Annotated in this window: 12 protein-coding genes and 2 pseudogenes; all 14 read right to left on the bottom strand. The window is 44.8% G+C overall.

The annotated features are described in order from the left end of the window. Positions 1 to 142: 142 nt before the first annotated feature. A pseudogene (locus RIG27_RS08680) lies at positions 143 to 304 on the bottom strand (MerR family DNA-binding transcriptional regulator); the annotation flags it as partial. A 177-nt stretch (positions 305 to 481) separates the two neighbouring features. Continuing rightward, entirely contained in the window at positions 482 to 1,522 is a 1,041-nt protein-coding gene (locus RIG27_RS08675; RefSeq protein WP_446344271.1) for a glycosyltransferase, read from the bottom strand. A 53-nt stretch (positions 1,523 to 1,575) separates the two neighbouring features. Further along, complete coding sequence (locus tag RIG27_RS08670; protein WP_446339798.1) at positions 1,576 to 2,421, bottom strand: sulfotransferase domain-containing protein; 846 nt, start codon at positions 2,419 to 2,421, stop codon at positions 1,576 to 1,578. Then, the gene (locus RIG27_RS08665) at positions 2,418 to 3,614 is read right to left on the bottom strand and encodes a glycosyltransferase family 4 protein (protein WP_446344269.1); all 1,197 of its coding nucleotides are present in this window, start codon (positions 3,612 to 3,614) and stop codon (positions 2,418 to 2,420) included. The genes RIG27_RS08670 and RIG27_RS08665 overlap by 4 nt, the downstream gene beginning before the upstream one ends. Positions 3,615 to 3,664: 50 nt before the next feature. Next, a pseudogene (locus tag RIG27_RS08660) lies at positions 3,665 to 3,775 on the bottom strand (glucose-1-phosphate cytidylyltransferase); the annotation flags it as partial. Between the two features lie 286 nt (positions 3,776 to 4,061). Beyond that, on the bottom strand, positions 4,062 to 4,532 hold the full coding sequence (locus RIG27_RS08655; RefSeq protein WP_446344268.1) for a hypothetical protein: 471 nt from the start codon (positions 4,530 to 4,532) through the stop codon (positions 4,062 to 4,064). Between the two features lie 189 nt (positions 4,533 to 4,721). Then, positions 4,722 to 5,678 carry a sulfotransferase family protein gene (locus tag RIG27_RS08650; RefSeq protein ID WP_446344266.1) on the bottom strand — a complete coding sequence of 319 codons (957 nt, stop codon included), beginning with the start codon at positions 5,676 to 5,678 and terminating at the stop codon, positions 4,722 to 4,724. A 397-nt stretch (positions 5,679 to 6,075) separates the two neighbouring features. After that, positions 6,076 to 7,206 (bottom strand): hypothetical protein, encoded by a 1,131-nt coding sequence (locus tag RIG27_RS08645; RefSeq protein ID WP_446344264.1) that lies wholly within the window; start codon positions 7,204 to 7,206, stop codon positions 6,076 to 6,078. A 22-nt stretch (positions 7,207 to 7,228) separates the two neighbouring features. Then, entirely contained in the window at positions 7,229 to 8,881 is a 1,653-nt protein-coding gene (locus RIG27_RS08640; RefSeq protein WP_446344262.1) for an MBOAT family O-acyltransferase, read from the bottom strand. Between the two features lie 71 nt (positions 8,882 to 8,952). Then, positions 8,953 to 10,347 carry an O-antigen ligase domain-containing protein gene (locus RIG27_RS08635; RefSeq protein ID WP_446344260.1) on the bottom strand — a complete coding sequence of 465 codons (1,395 nt, stop codon included), beginning with the start codon at positions 10,345 to 10,347 and terminating at the stop codon, positions 8,953 to 8,955. A 39-nt stretch (positions 10,348 to 10,386) separates the two neighbouring features. After that, complete coding sequence (locus RIG27_RS08630) at positions 10,387 to 11,220, bottom strand: 2OG-Fe(II) oxygenase (RefSeq protein WP_446344258.1); 834 nt, start codon at positions 11,218 to 11,220, stop codon at positions 10,387 to 10,389. A gap of 159 nt (positions 11,221 to 11,379) precedes the next feature. Then, a complete protein-coding gene (locus RIG27_RS08625) occupies positions 11,380 to 13,185 on the bottom strand; it encodes an ABC transporter ATP-binding protein (protein ID WP_446344256.1) in 1,806 nt (601 codons plus the stop codon). 1,808 nt (positions 13,186 to 14,993) lie between these two features. Beyond that, positions 14,994 to 15,377, bottom strand: a complete 384-nt coding sequence (locus tag RIG27_RS08620; RefSeq protein WP_446344254.1) for a hypothetical protein — start codon at positions 15,375 to 15,377, stop codon at positions 14,994 to 14,996. Between the two features lie 459 nt (positions 15,378 to 15,836). Further along, positions 15,837 to 16,092 (bottom strand): roadblock/LC7 domain-containing protein (locus RIG27_RS08615; protein WP_446344252.1); only part of this gene is annotated, 256 nt, incomplete at its 5' end.

Below are 16,092 nucleotides of genomic sequence, written 5' to 3'. Positions count from 1 at the left end.
TGGTTAACGGTTTCAACTGTTGCTTGATAGAATATATCGGACAATGAAGTTAAAAACATCTCCAAGTCGGTGAAACCGATGGGGTTAAGTTCATCGGCGGGAGTTGGCAAGCCTTTGCAATAAGTTATCGTCGTCATAGCTATTCGTTACCCGATTTCTTACCAATTAAGTCAACAATATCGTATCGACGATGACCACCAGCTGTCCGAGAAGCTCGTATTTTGCCGTTGAGTTCCCATCGGTGCAAAGTTTTGACCGTCACACCTAGTAGAGTTGCTGCTTCTTGGGGCGTTAAACTAGACATTGCCTAATTATATCATAGAAAATGTCCAGTTATGTCACTAATTGTCTAGATATTTACCGACTGTTAGTTAACCCCACTATACCTGCCAAAATTGCTTGAATTGCGGTCGTGTTGTGAAAAAAGCACTTAAACGAAAATAGTCTCCAATGTATAAGAATTGAATTAAATGTTTCTGTTTCAACTATTGCGGATACTGACCCAAAAACGTTGTTTTTCACGCTTGTGCTTAATCGCCCTCCCCATAAACTTAATAGGTCGTCCAATTAGTTTCTGAATTGGAGATTGGCTCAGCCAGCGATTATAACCTTCTGCAATCGAACCTGCCAACAAATCACGCCAGAGCAAAGCGATGCGATCTGGTGTAAAGTCCTTAGCCCGTCGAAAACCGTTTTCTACCATTGCTGCATACAACTCTGGCTCATCCCGCAAACGCTTTAGTGCCGCGATCGCATCCTGGGGACTCCTTACCTCAATATAGTCCAGTTCCGATTGCCGCAGGTGTTCAAAGGCGGGTTCTGGACCGAGTAAGGCGGGACACCCAGCGAACCAAGCGTTAATCAATTTACTCGCTGGCTTAATCGATAAATCATACTCCGTACAGTTTCGGACTGCCAACACTACGTCGGCTTGACGATAATCTGTCCAAACCGTATGCCCCCCCTGGGATAGGTCTGTGCTAAGGGATAAGGTCATTCCCAGGGATTGCAGTTGCTGCAAAAATTCTGGACTCTGAAAGGGTTGGGCAAAATAGATACTCCTACCTTTGTAAACAATGGTTTCAACTTTGCTGCCTCGGCAGCGATCGCGGGGTTTGAGTGCCACTTGGGGCCAGAATGGTATAAAGTGGTCGGTCGAATCAATCACGTTTAAGCGATTCTGAACGATCCGTTGCTCGCAGATTTCTGGTCTACCTCGGTCATGTTGGCAGGCGACAACATAGCTGTGGAAGGGATAGTCCCTGAGTCCTAGATGATCATAACTGGTGACACAGATCTGACCCGGAATATAGCGAGGAACTAGGTGTACGTTCAAGCCGCGTCGTTTTAGCTGGACGTAGGTTTGCACCGACCAGGAATCATTACCATCTCGGAATCGGTCGATGATTTGTTCTACGGGGGGTGGGTGAGGGCTTTCCATGACATCCTGCCACACTTGGATGTTCTTGCTAATGAAGTACACCGGGTAGGGTAGTGGCTTTTGGGTTGATGATTCTAGCATAATATAGTGTTTTAGTCAAGTTTAGCCATTCAGTACCCGCTATCGGCAGATTTTCAACCCCGAAGCTGCCATAAGTCTTGGGGTTGGTTACAGTACTCTAAGAACCTAGAGGTGTCGGCTTCTAGAATATCTGCCACCCACTCACGAGTTTGGGGCTGCCATTGCGGTCGTCCTGAGAATTCCTGGAAGAATAGCTGTTGTTTGAGTCGATGGCGTAAAGATGGGGGAATTAGCTTGGCTGTGGCGCGGAATAGAGAGAATGAACGCAGGCGCGAAAGGGTATGGCTGGGTACTTTTTTGCCCGTTGAGGGGTTCAGGTGAAGCTGAGGATCAGCTAGGGGGGCATCGGGATCGACATCTAGGAACTGAAAGCAGCGACGCATAACCGCTTCTGTATCGGCTTGAAAATCCTCGTAGAAGATAATGTGGATGCGCTCATCGGGAAAATGAGTCCGATAGGCGTCAATTTGCTGCCAATAGTTGGAGGTATCCACCAGGGAATCCCGATTGATTCGCACGGCTGTATTGAAATCATAGTGAACCTCTTCCCCGCCGTGCGATCGTTTCTGTAACCACAACGACTCAATGCGGGCGATCGGATCGCGGACAATGTAGATTAGCTTTAAGTCAGGAGCGTAAGCCACAAGGCGAGAAAGGGTGTGCGGATAACGTTCCTTGGCTGTGTAGCAGTTGCTCCCTTCTCCCCGCATCCGTTTCGACCCCACTTCATTGTACAGGGATTCATACCAGTCAAATCCTCGGGCATAGATGGGATCATGGGAGAAGAAGTTGGGTTCTTTACACTTAACCATGAACACATCAGGATGGTGTCCCAAAAGCGTGCAGAGTGTGGTTGTGGCACATTTTCCCGCACCGATGACCATATAGTTGGGTTTCATTGTTCCACAGGTGGGTATGAGTTGTAGCGTCCTGAAGCCAGTCTATGGTCAAACAACCACTGTCGATCGTCCGGGGAATTATTTAACCAACGTTGAATTAAGTCTCCCCATTTTACCGGAATTTGCAGCCGTTCCCAGGTAGCGGATGCAGCAGTAGAAAGGGTTTGATAGAGTTCGGGGTTAGCCACGAGTGTTTCAATACAAGCGGCTAAAGCCAGGGAGTTACCGGAGGGAAAGATTAGGGCGTTGCTTTGATGTTGCAAAACCTGGTTAAACATGGGATGGTCTGAAGCGACAATTGGCGTGCGGGTGCAGAGGGCTTCGTATAGGGTCACGGGTAAACCCTCTGGATAGGTATGTCTACTGGGGATGATGATTAGATCGGCGTTTTTCATTAACTGCATCACCTCATGATGGGAAACTAATCCCAAAAAGTCTACAGAGTCTTGAATTTGCCGAGTTTCTGCTTTCTTGACAAAATACTCGGTTTCGCCGATCCCGGCTATTTTTAAGTTGATGGATAATCCCTGGGCTTTTAAATAGGCTATTGCTTCTAATGTATCGCCAATTCCCTTGGCTTCACTCAAAATACCAACGTACAGAAGATGCCACGGAGGTTCATGACGGCGGAGGCGTTTTTCGGGAAAAGATTCTGGGGTAATCACAGGGGGCCAATCCCAGGGAATTATTTTTTCTGGATTAACGCCTATTTGCTGAAGCGATAAGCAGGAATTCAGATTATGATTGGCAATCCATTCAATCGGGTTTTGATTTAAAAGTCTTGATAAAAAATAGTATTTTGCTCTCTTGCGGAGAGTTTTACGTTGAAATGATTCAGCAAAAATAGCCAGGGTTCTAATCTTTTTGTTGACGACACACTTGAGGATATGGGGGAGACTGGTACGCAGAATTAAATGATTGGGATTTTGGGCTTCAATGATATTAATCAGGTGTTTGGTGTTGAGTTGGCTCTGAAATCCTGCACCGATTGCTCGCACCCCATTGGGCAGGACTTGATTATAGGCGGTGGCTGTACAAAAACAGAGAACGGTAACGTCTTCAACCCGTTTAGCAATTTCGGCGATGGTGTTAACTGAATACTTTTGGGCATAATAAGTTTCTGCGCCCCCTTCAGCTAAACGCTGGACGGCTTCACGGTAATCTCCTGCATGCTGAACTATTAATAAACGCATGTTTTAATCGATAGATATGATGAAGGTGTCTCTCCATATTCACCCTGTCAGATTAGGGGGCGATTGCCGACCATAACCATGGGTTTGGGTCGAAATTCGGTTTCTTCTTTGAGGCGGATGCCTTTGCCACCACATAGGATGGCGATGGGGATAGTGTTCATTATTATTCAGTCTTCCCTTTCCAATCAAAATTATAAGCGGCAAAGTTATTAAGTACACTCCCGAAGCCCCAAGTTAAGTCAAAAGGATATTTTTCAGATCAATGGGGATAGATACCAATGACATCTCCTAGACTAAGTGCATATAAAACTCGCAGTGTCTTAGACATGAGTTTAGGCGTCTTAATTTTAACAAGTTGCAATTGCAACTCGAAGTCACTCAGCGCTACTAATCTTCCCACCAATCCGACATGAAGCTGCTAGCTGAAATACGCTTGACTAACTCGATTTACTCTGGCTCTAACTTCTTATACCATGCCGTGGCAATCTTATTTGCTCGGGAGGCGCTTTTAGCAACCTCTGCCTCAATTTCCTTTGTCCAGGGTAGATGGCATTTCTGATATAGGTGCTTTGTGATCTCCAAGGAGTCAGTACTCAAGTCTTCATAGATAACCCGCACGTAATTGGAGCGTCCTTCACCTACCGAGTGAATCGTTTCGCTAGCATAGCACCAATACCACAATTCTGATTCATCCACAGTCATGGCTTCTACCTCCCCAAAGCGTTCGCCCCACTGCTGTCCAAATCTATCACCTAGGGGTTTCCGAACTTTGGGTGATGGAAGTTGAGCCAGAGGAGAGGTGGCTAGCTGATCCCCTTCATTGCGACAATGGGTTTCACTGCTGAGGTCAAGCAGGTCGAGCAACCAGTTGGTTCCGGAACGCCCTTGTCCCACTATTAAAATGTAGTCTGGCTTCATCGTCTTCTTCTGCTTTAGTCGTTAATTTCTTGAGTAAAAATGAATGCTGATGTTGTTTATTTTAAATACAGAGACTCCAAAGAACTAATGCCTTTTATTTTACTCAAAAACCATACGTCATTTTCCCACACAACAATCTTCAACTTTAAGTACAGAATTGGGGGTAATGTCCTCTTTAAATTAATACCCTCATTTCAGTCTACTTTTATTTATAACATTGAGTTTTTGTCTGACTCGCTTTTGCCACAAATTTATTTTGAGGCGTCGGGACAAGTAATCTGCTAGAAATAGGGCTATTCCATAGCGCTGGACACGACCCTGTACACGCACCCACCAGGATTGTAACTTGAGTTGTTGTTTCATGGCAGAGGTGACCTTCAGGCTTGGTAACCCACTGAGTTCATACCCGCGCTCTACCAACATATTCGCAACCCGTGATTCAACCAATTGAATTTCTCGCTCAGACAATTTGCGTTTCCACTGACTAATTAAGCTGGGATCAGGCAAGTCGTAGGTGGTCTTCTGAGCGTAACTCAGCATTGCCTCGTTATATGGTAAACCAATAAAATTACATAGCTGTGTCAGAGTCTCAACGGGTTCTTTAATGAGGGCTTCATACGTTACCTCAATTCGCCGTTCTGACGATAGGTTTTGACTGAGCTTTGCCCACAATGACTCTGCCTCTATCCAACGTTCCACACCAATATATACATTACCTGCCCAACCCATTCCGATACAAGAACGAGCTACATCTCTGCTATCCCGAATAAGATGAATGAAACGAGCATCAGGGAAAATATGTAGCAATCTATCGAAGTGTCGGTGAACCGTAGCACCAATTATAGGTTTTTGTGCCTGTTCCTGTTTCTGACCTAAGAAACTGTTAATAAGTTGTGGATAACTTAAGCCGCGATCAATGGTAAAACCTGTATCCTGGAAAATTCGATGAGTTTCTAACCATTTATAATATTCATCAAGCGACGGGAAGTCACCCTCATTAGATATTTTATCAACAGCATATTCAAATTCATAGCACCAAGCGATATCCGGATGGTGATCGAGCATTAGCCTGAGAACCGTAGTACCAGAACGCTCAGCGCCAACTAGAAAAATGGGTTGTGAAACTAGTGAAATATCTTTTGTCATGTAAAACTTGATTGATTTCCTCTTGTGTTAACTGTCAATATAAACAAACTCTCGTAGCTGGACATGATATCATTTTTGGGGCTCTCCCTTAACCCAATAATTATAAGTGCCAATCACATTCCCTGGACCGGCGGCGTACAAAACGCGAAGGGGTTTCGGCATCAGTGCTTGCTTCCTATCTGTTGATGTTGACATTTGTCATGATTTGAGGAGTTCTAATAATAGGTCATATAATATGAATTCTCACGTTATCATACCTTAGTGGAGTGGCACAACTAAAATTGTGGAATAGATTGGTTTCGTAGTAGGGGAACCTTAGCCCTCTCCAGCTATGCGTTAGAGCACTAAAGTGCTTACTACAAACAAAACCCTATTTTAGCTGTGCCACGCCACTAGACTATTTAACCCGATTTTCCGACTGTCCCCCTGATGGAAAATGCTGTTCAATTATCTCTAAAACCTCTTGGGCAATGAGCTGATTCGCATGTTTAGTAAAATGTCCATCCCCCTTGAAATTTTTTAAATCCGTCGCTGGCGCAATCCGATGAGTACTGACAAAGGGAATTGAATTCGCCTCCAGAGTCGGCTGGAGATATTCAAACAGATGGTCATCATATCCCCGATCATTAAACAGTAGCACAATCGGCAGCTTCCCATCGGCTTGAGCCGTTTCCGCAAACTCCTGCACCATGACAGGTAACACCTGAATATCTGGCAAATCCTGATTAAACCCTGCTGACGTATGAATTTCATTCGTCAAACCGACTTGATGCTTTTGTCCCCAAGAACGGCGAATCATTCGGATAATTGCCGAATAATCAGTCCAATTTTCCTCAAATAAAAAGGAATTAAAAAAGCGATCATGGTTTCGCATCTGGTCAACAAACGCCTGCCATTTCTCCTCATCCTTGACAGCAACACGAAGTTGTTCTATCGACTGAATTTTAGGTTCAATTGCCTTTAACTCTCCGTTTTCCATCCCATACTTAGGAAACGTAAAAGCCGCCGGAACTTCAGCCCCCCAGGTCATCCCACTTATAGCACTGAGTCCTTTGACACTCGACGCTAAAACCCCTAAGATGACCACATCCGCTTCATGATGCCCCCGGTCTAACTGGTAGGCGGCAAACGAGTGGTTAGGTGGTGCTGCTGGTCCAGCAATCAGTCGTAAGGTAATGTTAGGATTAATCGTCTCCATTGCCCGACTGACTTGGTTAGAAAATGACATGCCATAGGTAGCAATCAGTAACTCTTCACCGGGGTCAGGGCGAACGGGTTGACCGGGGTGATTTTCCGACCAATTCTCAGAATCCAGCCATCCGGCTAATGCCAGTAATGCCGTCGATTCATCCGTTGCACCCACTTGCCGTCTAATTTTACCCTCAATAGACCGCCCATAATCAAAATACAGATTCAGTTTTCCCGGTTTAGCGCGAGGGTTGGCGGGATAGGGAAAAAGTAAATTCACCGCGATATCGAACAAAACCAGAAACCCGATAAACCACAAACCCGTTTTTACTGAATCCAAGATCGGATTTTTGGGAGGAGATTTAGAACTGAAAATAGATAAATTGTGCAGGTTCATTGCTCGTACCCATTACTATCAGAATCGTTAGAATGGCATATAAGAGACCACGCATCATGGCGGGAGAGCGACGATAAAAATACTGATGCCCCGCATAATATTCTATCACCTCATAACTCATCAATAGTGGTAGCCCCAGTAATCCCGAAAAAGTTGGTTTGGGTATACTGAGCGCTAAATTCCCGAAATCTAAAATCAGAATCTGGGTAAAACTAATCACCTGAGCCAGAGAATTGGCGCGAAACAATAACCAGCCATAGCAGGTGAAGACAAAGAAAAATAGAATCGCCACGAATGAACCGACAAATCCCTGATTCTTTTTCACCTTTGGCTGGCGCTTAAATGTTGTCGTAAACACGCGATGAACACACAACAACGCGCCGTGATAAAATCCCCACAGGACAAAATGCCAAGCCGCACCGTGCCACAATCCCCCCAACACCATTGTCGTCATCAGGTTCTGATACGTTCTCCGTTCACTGTGGCGGTTTCCCCCTAAGGGAATATATAGGTAATCCCGTAACCACGTCGAAAGACTAATATGCCAGCGGCGCCAAAACTCACTAGGATTCTGGGCAAAATAGGGTAAATTAAAATTAACCATCAGTTCTACCCCAAATAATTTAGACACCCCCCTAGCAATGTCTGAATACCCGGAAAAGTCGCCGTAAATCTGACCCGCAAATAAAAAGGTCGCTAAGACTACATCCAGCCAAGACACAGTCCCTTGAGTTTCGTAAATCGCATTCACGGAAACCGCCAAACTATCAGCGACTGCCACCTTCTTAAACAAACCGAATAAAATTAAATAGACACCCCGCGTCGATTGGTCTAAACTAAGCTGACGCGGCTGTAATAAACAGGGAAGCAACTTGGACGCCCGTTCAATCGGACCCGCCACCAACTGAGGAAAGAACGACACAAACAAAGCAAAGTCCAAAAAACGATTGGTTGCCGGCATCTGGCGGCGATAGATATCGATGGTATAACTCATCGTCTGAAAGGTATAAAAGGAAATACCCACAGGGAGAACAATATCTAAATGCCAGAACGCTGCCGACATGCCCAAGGTTTGAATCGTTGTCTCGGCGCTATCGATAAAGAAGTTAAAATATTTAAAGAATCCCAGAATACCGAGATTACTGAATAGACTAATAAACAGAAATAAACTCCGCCGCTTTGCCACCTCCAACGCCGCCAGCCGAGGATAGAAAAAATTAGCCAGCGCCACAACTCCACCCATCCCCAGGAACACCAACCAGCCCGACCCATCCCTAGGTAGCAGTTGAGACCATTGCCCAGATAGGGCTAAGGGTTGAGTCGTCAACTCAATCCCATTCCAGCGCACGGTAACAAAAAAGAAGGCGGCGAGTAAGATATATCCCGAAGGAAACCAACGTTCACGGCGGGTTAACTCACCTTTGTCAATCATCAACCCACAGCAAAAGTCAATCACCGTGGACAAGACAATCAGAAACAGAAACCGCTCATCCCACCAGCCATAGAAAACATAGCTAGCCACCAGCAGCATCAAGTTTTGACCCCGGAAGGGCAGGATGCGGTAGAGTAGGTAAGTAACCGCAAGAAAAATGAAGAATTCGACGGAGTTAAATATCATTGATGGCTATGTCTCCCTATCCTCCCAATGGGTAGGCAGATTAAGTTATTGTGAGCTGGTTTAAATTCTAATCAATTATGCTGGTGTTGTCGCTTCTGAGCCAACGAACGCCGAGCTGCAGCGCGATTTCCTTTCACCTTCTGCGTCTGTGTCTCGTTGACAACCAACCCTGATATTGCCCCAGACGCCAACATATAGGTTGGGGTAGGATGAGCATTCAACAAGCTATCAAACATAAACAACATAACCACCACCGCCAGTGCTGCAGCGGGAGCAACTTTCGGATGAAACCAGGTTGTCCCTGGATACCGTAACACCCCAAAGCTAATCACCGGCAATAGCATCGCCAGATATAAACTGAACAAGCCAACCACACCATTGTGAGTAAATCCCAATATCCATAAACTGTCCGCCGCCACATACTCCTTGCCAGTTTCTTCATCTCTAGCCACCCATCCCCATTTGCCATGACCAAATACTATCCGTTCCCTTGCTAAATCACCCAGAACCTCTTCCTGATTAAACCTTGCGCCTAACGAACCAGCTCGACTTTCATCGGTTAAGGTCGTAACAAACTGCAAAATTCCATCCTTTTTTTCGCCCGTAAATTCCCCAGTTACTCCCCCGTAGAGGTAGGAAAAGATAATCACAATCGTCAAAAAGAAAGGCAAAGCCGTGCGAAACCATTTAGCTGAGAAAAGAATAGCCACCCCCAACGCCATCAGAAACCAAGCGCCCGTGGATTTGAGCAACACAAACGTAATCGACAACACCAACACCAGCCAACTCATGGGAATCCCCCAAAGTTGCTTAATCACCCCAGCTTGCCAGAGCCAAATCCCTATTAGGGACGCCGACATCATCCAAATCCCCACCTGAAGCCCATGAGTCATAAACACTTGGGGTCTAAATCCGCCATAGCGAATAGTTTGGGCGAACATATGGGGAAAATACCCGTAAACCATCTGGTGTAGCTGCGGACTCATCCGGATTTCAAATAAACACAATGGCACATAAACCAATCCACCGATAAAAATCCCGATTGCCAACAAGCGCAGCCCCCGTAGATTATTCAGATAAATGCGACCGAGAAAATAAGGTACTCCCCATGCTATCGTTTGGTCGAGGACAGCTGACATCCCATCATAGGCACCCAAACCACTGGTGATTGATGAAGCCAATGGACATAGACACCAAATCAGCATGGGTATGTCAATCCAGCTAAATTTAAATGACCGGAAGCGTCCCACATCAAAGACAAATGTAGCAAGTAAAATACTATAAGAAACAGCTGATACGCGGTCATAGTCGGGCAACCCCGGAAAATAAAATCCCGCTTTTTGGGGTAAAAACAGCCATGCGCCAATAAAGCCGATAATCACTGCCTTCTGCGCTGGAAACCGCACAAACAGAAATAAGACGACGGGTATCCAAGCGAGCATGGCGAGTTGGGCTTGCGGAGTCATGGGTGTTCTTTTGTACCTACATAAACGGCGTTTCTCTGGTTAAGATTTCTGACTCAGATGATTTCGCACATCTATCAAAATTGGTGGAATCAGTTTCTTGACAAAGGTCTTAACGTTAGTCCCTGGGGATTGGTTGGAGGTAAATTTTTCATCCGGTCGAGTCTTAAACAGGGTGGAATGACCAGCACCAGCAATTTCTTCAGCAGGTCGCCCATTGCTGTAATAATATAGTGCCAGTGACTTGCGCGTGCGTCCCTCTGGACAGGTTAATGGTTCAGGATGTCCGTGATAGGAAAAGTCGGTGGTACTGAATATGACACAGCGATTAAAAATAGGCAAAATCTTCTTTTCGCACCGCGTCATATCCCGATCCCACAGCTCCAGATGACCGCCATAGTCTTCATGCCAGTCTTTATTTAAGTATAGGAGTAGATTTAAACGACGGTCGAGGCTTAGGCGGGTATGCCGATTAAAATCAACATGCATTTTCAAATACCCCCCGGGTTCAATTTGATGAAGCCCCCCACCCACGAAATGGGGATCAGGAATAATCCCCTCAATACTGGTCAATTGTTCTAAAAAGTTAATAAATGTGGCAGAGTTGAGTTGATATAAAAGCAAGCGAGTCGCTTCTCCCATCTGTAACTCCGAAGTGGATGCCAGTTTTTTCTCCGCTGGTGCATCAAATTTTTGCCAATCAATTGAACCCGGTTGAGGAAACTCGGTGAGAATTTCATCTAAGACAAACTCTGGCAAAAAGTCATCAATAACAATATGCGGAAAGGGCTGGGCTTGAGCGTAAGCTTCTTTATACTTAGTTGCTAAATCATTTAAATAATCCGGATCAAGACAAAACGGTGTCGTTGAATTCATAGTGCATTTCCTGGAATTTATTTTAGTTTGTGCTTTGAGAGAATTTGTCGTAGAACCATCCTTTGATTTTGAGTGAGGGCGGGTTTTGTTGTACACTTGGAGCATCAGTATCCAAATTAAATGGCTAAACCCGCCCCTACAGGTTTCCCACAACTATGTTCATCCCTCCAAAACCACCTCTTGATAACTCCCTGACTTAACCACCCTTCCCTTTTCCAACCTATAAATGCGATCGCAGTTCTCCACCGTAGACAGGCGATGTGCAATCACAATCAGGGTTTTGGTCCCGGCTAGGGAGTTAATCGCCTCAGTCACTCGACTCTCTGTCTCATTATCCAATGCTGCTGTTGCCTCGTCCAGCACCAAAATTTCCCGTTCATGATAAATCGCCCTAGCAATACCAATCCGTTGGCGTTGTCCCCCCGATAAACGTACCCCTCGTTCACCAACCCCCGTCTTTATCCCATCTGGCAATTGCTCAATCAATTCCTCAAGCTGCGCGGCTTGAATTGCCTTGTACAATCGTTCCTCATCAATCTGATTATCAGGAACACCAAAAGCAATATTCCGTTCGATTGTATCATCAGTCAGAAAAATAGACTGGGGAATATAGCCGACCAGATTTTGCCAAGAGCGCAGATTCTCATAGATCGATACACCATCAACTTTAATATCTCCACTCTCTAGATCCAAAAGTCCCAATATCACATCCACTAACGTCGTCTTTCCCGCTCCCGACTTACCAATTAAGGCAATCGATTCCCCTTTCTTAATTGTAAAAGAAATCTGGTCAAGGGATAGTTCTGAAGCCCCCGGATAACGATAGGTCACATCCATCAGCTCGATTTGATTCGCGAAACTCAACAGGTTTCTATCTTTACTTCCCCGCTTAACTAATCCCTTTCCTGTTGAACCGTTTAAACGCTCTAAACCATTGTGGACTTCTCGTTTCTCTATCTCCTTGAGATCCAAGTAGAGCATATCCAGCGCATGGCTAGAGGTTCGCATATTTCCCATTGCACTAATAAACTGACTTGATGCCGGAATTAAGCGCACTGCAGCCACAGCAAAGACCCCCATTACAGCGGTCAAATCTTGCCCACTCTCAGTGAAGAAAATATTGAACAGAGAAACAAAGAGGATAACAAATACAATTAAACAGGTTTTAATAAAAATGTTTGGTAATAAATTAGACGCTTGAGATAAAGTAGCCGCCCGAGCATATTTGCGAACTTGCTCATCCATTTTATTCTCAAAATAGGATTCACAGCCAATTACCCGGGTTTCTTTCAAGCCGCCCAAACCGTGATTGACGGTGCGAATCATTTCTCGCTGTGTTTCCGATTGGGTTTTTCCCCACCGTTTAAATCTATTTCCTAGTTTATTGAATACTAAAAAAGTCGGTACTAAAATCACCAGAATCATCACTAGGAGTAGGGGGCTGCTCAAAGCCATTAACCCCATTAAAACCCCGACCACAATACCGTTCGTTGTAAACAGGAGTAAGGCTAACAAACATCCCTGAGTAAACTGAATCGTTTCACTAATAATATTCTTGATGATGTTCGCTGTATTTTGTTTTAAGTAAAATGTATAGGGGGCGGCCAAATAAGCTTTGAGTAATCGGGCGATTAGTCGGCTCTTTTGCTGGTGGGTGTATCGGTAGATATACGTTTGAGCGAGGAAATATAACAGCGCTTGAATACAAAAAATTATAATAATGACAAATCCGACGATGGGAATAAATTGCTGAGGTGTCTCAACTCCTGACTTTTGATAAGCCCAGTCAAGTACGGTAATACTTTGAATCGATTCTGGGTTGGACGCTAGGCTGATGAATGGTCCGACTAAGCCAATACCAAAGGCTTCAAGAATTGAGGTGAAGATAAATACCAACAAGAGGAAGATTAGACTTTTCCGGCTTCCCGTGAGAACGTATAAAACTTTGGAAAGATAGTCAATCATCTGGATAAATAGTTTTTAAATTAGAGCCTATTTACATGAATTGCCGGGGATGGGTAAGGGCGCAGGTCGGTCATCCGTGTTAAGCGCCAAAAGCTCGACTGGCAATCTTTTCGCCCTCATCCCCTAACCCCAACTCCGGCCCCCCTACCTCACAAGGGTAGGTTTTTTAAGATTGGGGTTTAGGTAAGACTTGGAAGACAGGTAGACCAGTAGACAAGGAAGAGTGAGAACGAAAAATAGGGCGTTTCGGCTTTTGTAAGTTAACTTGACCGAACAAGATTTTGTACGGTTTTTCCCCCTTGTCTACTTTCCTTCCTTGCCCTCCTTGTCTTGTCCCAACCCTAAAATAAAAAACCTACACCTGTCAGACCCCCCTCATTCCCCCCTACAAGAGGGGGGAGGACAGAGGATGCGACAGAGGATGCGAGAGCTTTTGTTGCATGGGGGAGGACAGAGGATGCGAGAGCTTTTGTTGCATGGGGGAGGACAGAGGATGCGAGAGCTTTTGTTTCATGGGAGAAGGGGAACCATCCAATAAAGACGCTTCCAAAACACACTTACACTGGGAAGATAACTTCCATACCGCTGCCTTCTTGCTCCCCTCTCCCCTGGTGGGAGAGGGGCTGGGGGTGAGGGGGTTGAGCTTAAGTTGACACCGATGACCTCTATGCGCCCCTACGGACGACCTTTTTTGATAAACGGGATTTTCTTTGATCGGCAATACACATACAATGCTGAAAGTGGGTTTGGTTATGATCGCACTGTTGGTTTTATAATAAAAGGCTGTAGCTAAATTCACTTACAATGGGGTTGGGTAGGTAGTTGATCCTGCACTCTCCTAATTTTAGAGGATAAATAGCTCAACTGTTAACTCTTAATTCTTAAGAAACACTTTTTATCACCGAGGGTTGATGAGAGGGCGACCCGAATCTATTAAGTAGCTGGAGTTGTTAATTGGTGCAAGCGGGTCGCCCCTACAGGTTCACCACAGGTGTTTTTTCTTACCTTATGGATACCATCATCTTTGTCGGGAATCCGTGACGTCCTCCTACACCGACCCTACGGGTACGGTTGTAGGCTTCCTTTGTCGTCGTTTCAGAACGACGCTTCCGGCGTTTTATAGTGGGGAATACGCAAGAGCCCACTTCTTGCTTATCGCCAGAGAAACTGTAGTTATGTAATTTAGTTTTTGCTGTCAATTTACCAGCTTTTACCAGCTTTTACAGCTTTGTCAATGAAATACAAAAACAATTTACCCTTAATATTAGCTGACAACAAGCAAGTTGTCAATAATAAACTGGCGATTCATCCCACGCTCAATCGAAGATTAGAGCGTGGGGAACCTATCGCCGGATAAGCTAAAGTCTAATGCGATCGCTAGAGAATTGCCAACGTAGTTAAGTATTTGTTTTTAACGTCAAGCCAGAAAAATTTTTTATTTATCATTGACATTCTATACCTTTAAGCTGTTCGGCTTTTAAAGCTGAATGCCAGTAATTGCTCTCATCCTGGTAGTGCGAGCATCTTGCTCGCTACTATAGCGTTTACATTTGAGATGTAAAACTATAGCAGTAGACACATCGATTAGGACTTTCGTCACCATTGTAGAGACTAAGCATGCCTAGTCTCTACATAAATGATGTGTCCTAACAGCTATGGCGGTTGCTATAAGACGCTTGTTGCCTTGTCTCTACATTACTCTTAGACATGAAAAAACCCGGTTTTAACCGGGCCACACTACCGTTTGATGAAAAACTTACTCCGTGTATTCAGCTATGTTGATAAATTGTTAAACATCCAGTTGAGTACTACTTTGTAGCTTCATAATCACAGGTGAGTGGGCAAGCTGCAAAAATTGACTTATGCAGAATATTCTGCTCACCATGTAACCAGCTCAACCAACGGACTTCCTTCGGATTGACGCCCTTGAAGGTTAAAACGGCAGCGCCGAATACAATTCCCAAAACATTCGCACCAATCAAACCAACGGCGACGAGCAAAACGGCACTAATCGGCAAAAGCGATTGCAAAGAAATCGCCATAATTGCTCCAAGCGCCACCATTAACACAATCAGCGGAAACCCTGCCACTAAGAGACTTACCGTTAGGGTAAATGTCCAAATTAAGAAGCCTGTGACCTTTTCGTTGAGTGAATAAGTCTTGGTTAAGTTTTCACGGGTTGTCATTTCCATGGACGTTCCTCCTATCGGGGATAAAAAATGGTCTTTATGTAACAAACCTTTAATCAATTTCTGTAATGTAAGAAATTACGAAGGTAAAAACCAGTATAGTGAACTTCTCCGGAGAAATGAGCTTTTTTTTAAAAAAATTTACAATCAAGGGAGACCCTTTATGGATCGCGGAGAAGGTCAGACCGACAATTGAGTTCAAGCCTTGATTCTAGTTCATCTCTACCTATAGATAGATGCTGAGCTGTTTAGCCTCTAAACCCTTCAATGGTAAGCCATTGGCGCCTTGATAACTTGAATATGACCAATCCCCTAGATTGATTTTGTTAACATTTCTTATACTTTTGTGCCATCATTCTCATAATTATCGGGTAACTCTCAAGAAAAGTAGGGTGGGCAATGCCCACCCTACTTACATAGGGCTTACTGCACAAGTGAAGAAACCCTTACCGATCAAGGTGATTACGACAGAACCATCCGCAATGCATCAACGGTGCGCTTGATTTCCAGCATCAAAAGTCCTTGTTTAGCCTCTTTCGTCGCCAGAACCAAAAAGACGGTATCTTCACCACAACTGGTCAAGACACTAAAGCCTTTTGCACCCTCGACATAGATCCGGTCAACTGTACCGCGAACTAATTCTTTACCAATCCGTTCACCTAAGGAAAGCATCGCCGCTGACATCGCAGAAACCCGTTCGTCATCCATACCACTGGGT

The sequence above is a fragment of the Coleofasciculus sp. F4-SAH-05 genome, assembly GCF_040222985.1.
Classification (GTDB): domain Bacteria; phylum Cyanobacteriota; class Cyanobacteriia; order Cyanobacteriales; family Coleofasciculaceae; genus Coleofasciculus; species Coleofasciculus chthonoplastes.
The sequence above is the reverse complement of the archived record's forward strand: the minus strand, read 5'-3'. Positions and strand labels throughout refer to the sequence as shown.

Bases quoted from the DNA above. Each gene is read 5' to 3' on its own strand.
- RIG27_RS08675 (WP_446344271.1), bottom strand. From the start codon at position 1,522: ATGCTAGAATCATCAACCCAAAAGCCACTACCCTACCCGGTGTACTTC.
- RIG27_RS08670 (WP_446339798.1), bottom strand. From the start codon at position 2,421: ATGAAACCCAACTATATGGTCATCGGTGCGGGAAAATGTGCCACAACC.
- RIG27_RS08665 (WP_446344269.1), bottom strand. From the start codon at position 3,614: ATGCGTTTATTAATAGTTCAGCATGCAGGAGATTACCGTGAAGCCGTC.
- RIG27_RS08655 (WP_446344268.1), bottom strand. From the start codon at position 4,532: ATGAAGCCAGACTACATTTTAATAGTGGGACAAGGGCGTTCCGGAACC.
- RIG27_RS08650 (WP_446344266.1), bottom strand. From the start codon at position 5,678: ATGACAAAAGATATTTCACTAGTTTCACAACCCATTTTTCTAGTTGGC.
- RIG27_RS08640 (WP_446344262.1), bottom strand. From the start codon at position 8,881: ATGATATTTAACTCCGTCGAATTCTTCATTTTTCTTGCGGTTACTTAC.
- RIG27_RS08635 (WP_446344260.1), bottom strand. From the start codon at position 10,347: ATGACTCCGCAAGCCCAACTCGCCATGCTCGCTTGGATACCCGTCGTC.
- RIG27_RS08630 (WP_446344258.1), bottom strand. From the start codon at position 11,220: ATGAATTCAACGACACCGTTTTGTCTTGATCCGGATTATTTAAATGAT.
- RIG27_RS08625 (WP_446344256.1), bottom strand. From the start codon at position 13,185: ATGATTGACTATCTTTCCAAAGTTTTATACGTTCTCACGGGAAGCCGG.
- RIG27_RS08620 (WP_446344254.1), bottom strand. From the start codon at position 15,377: ATGGAAATGACAACCCGTGAAAACTTAACCAAGACTTATTCACTCAAC.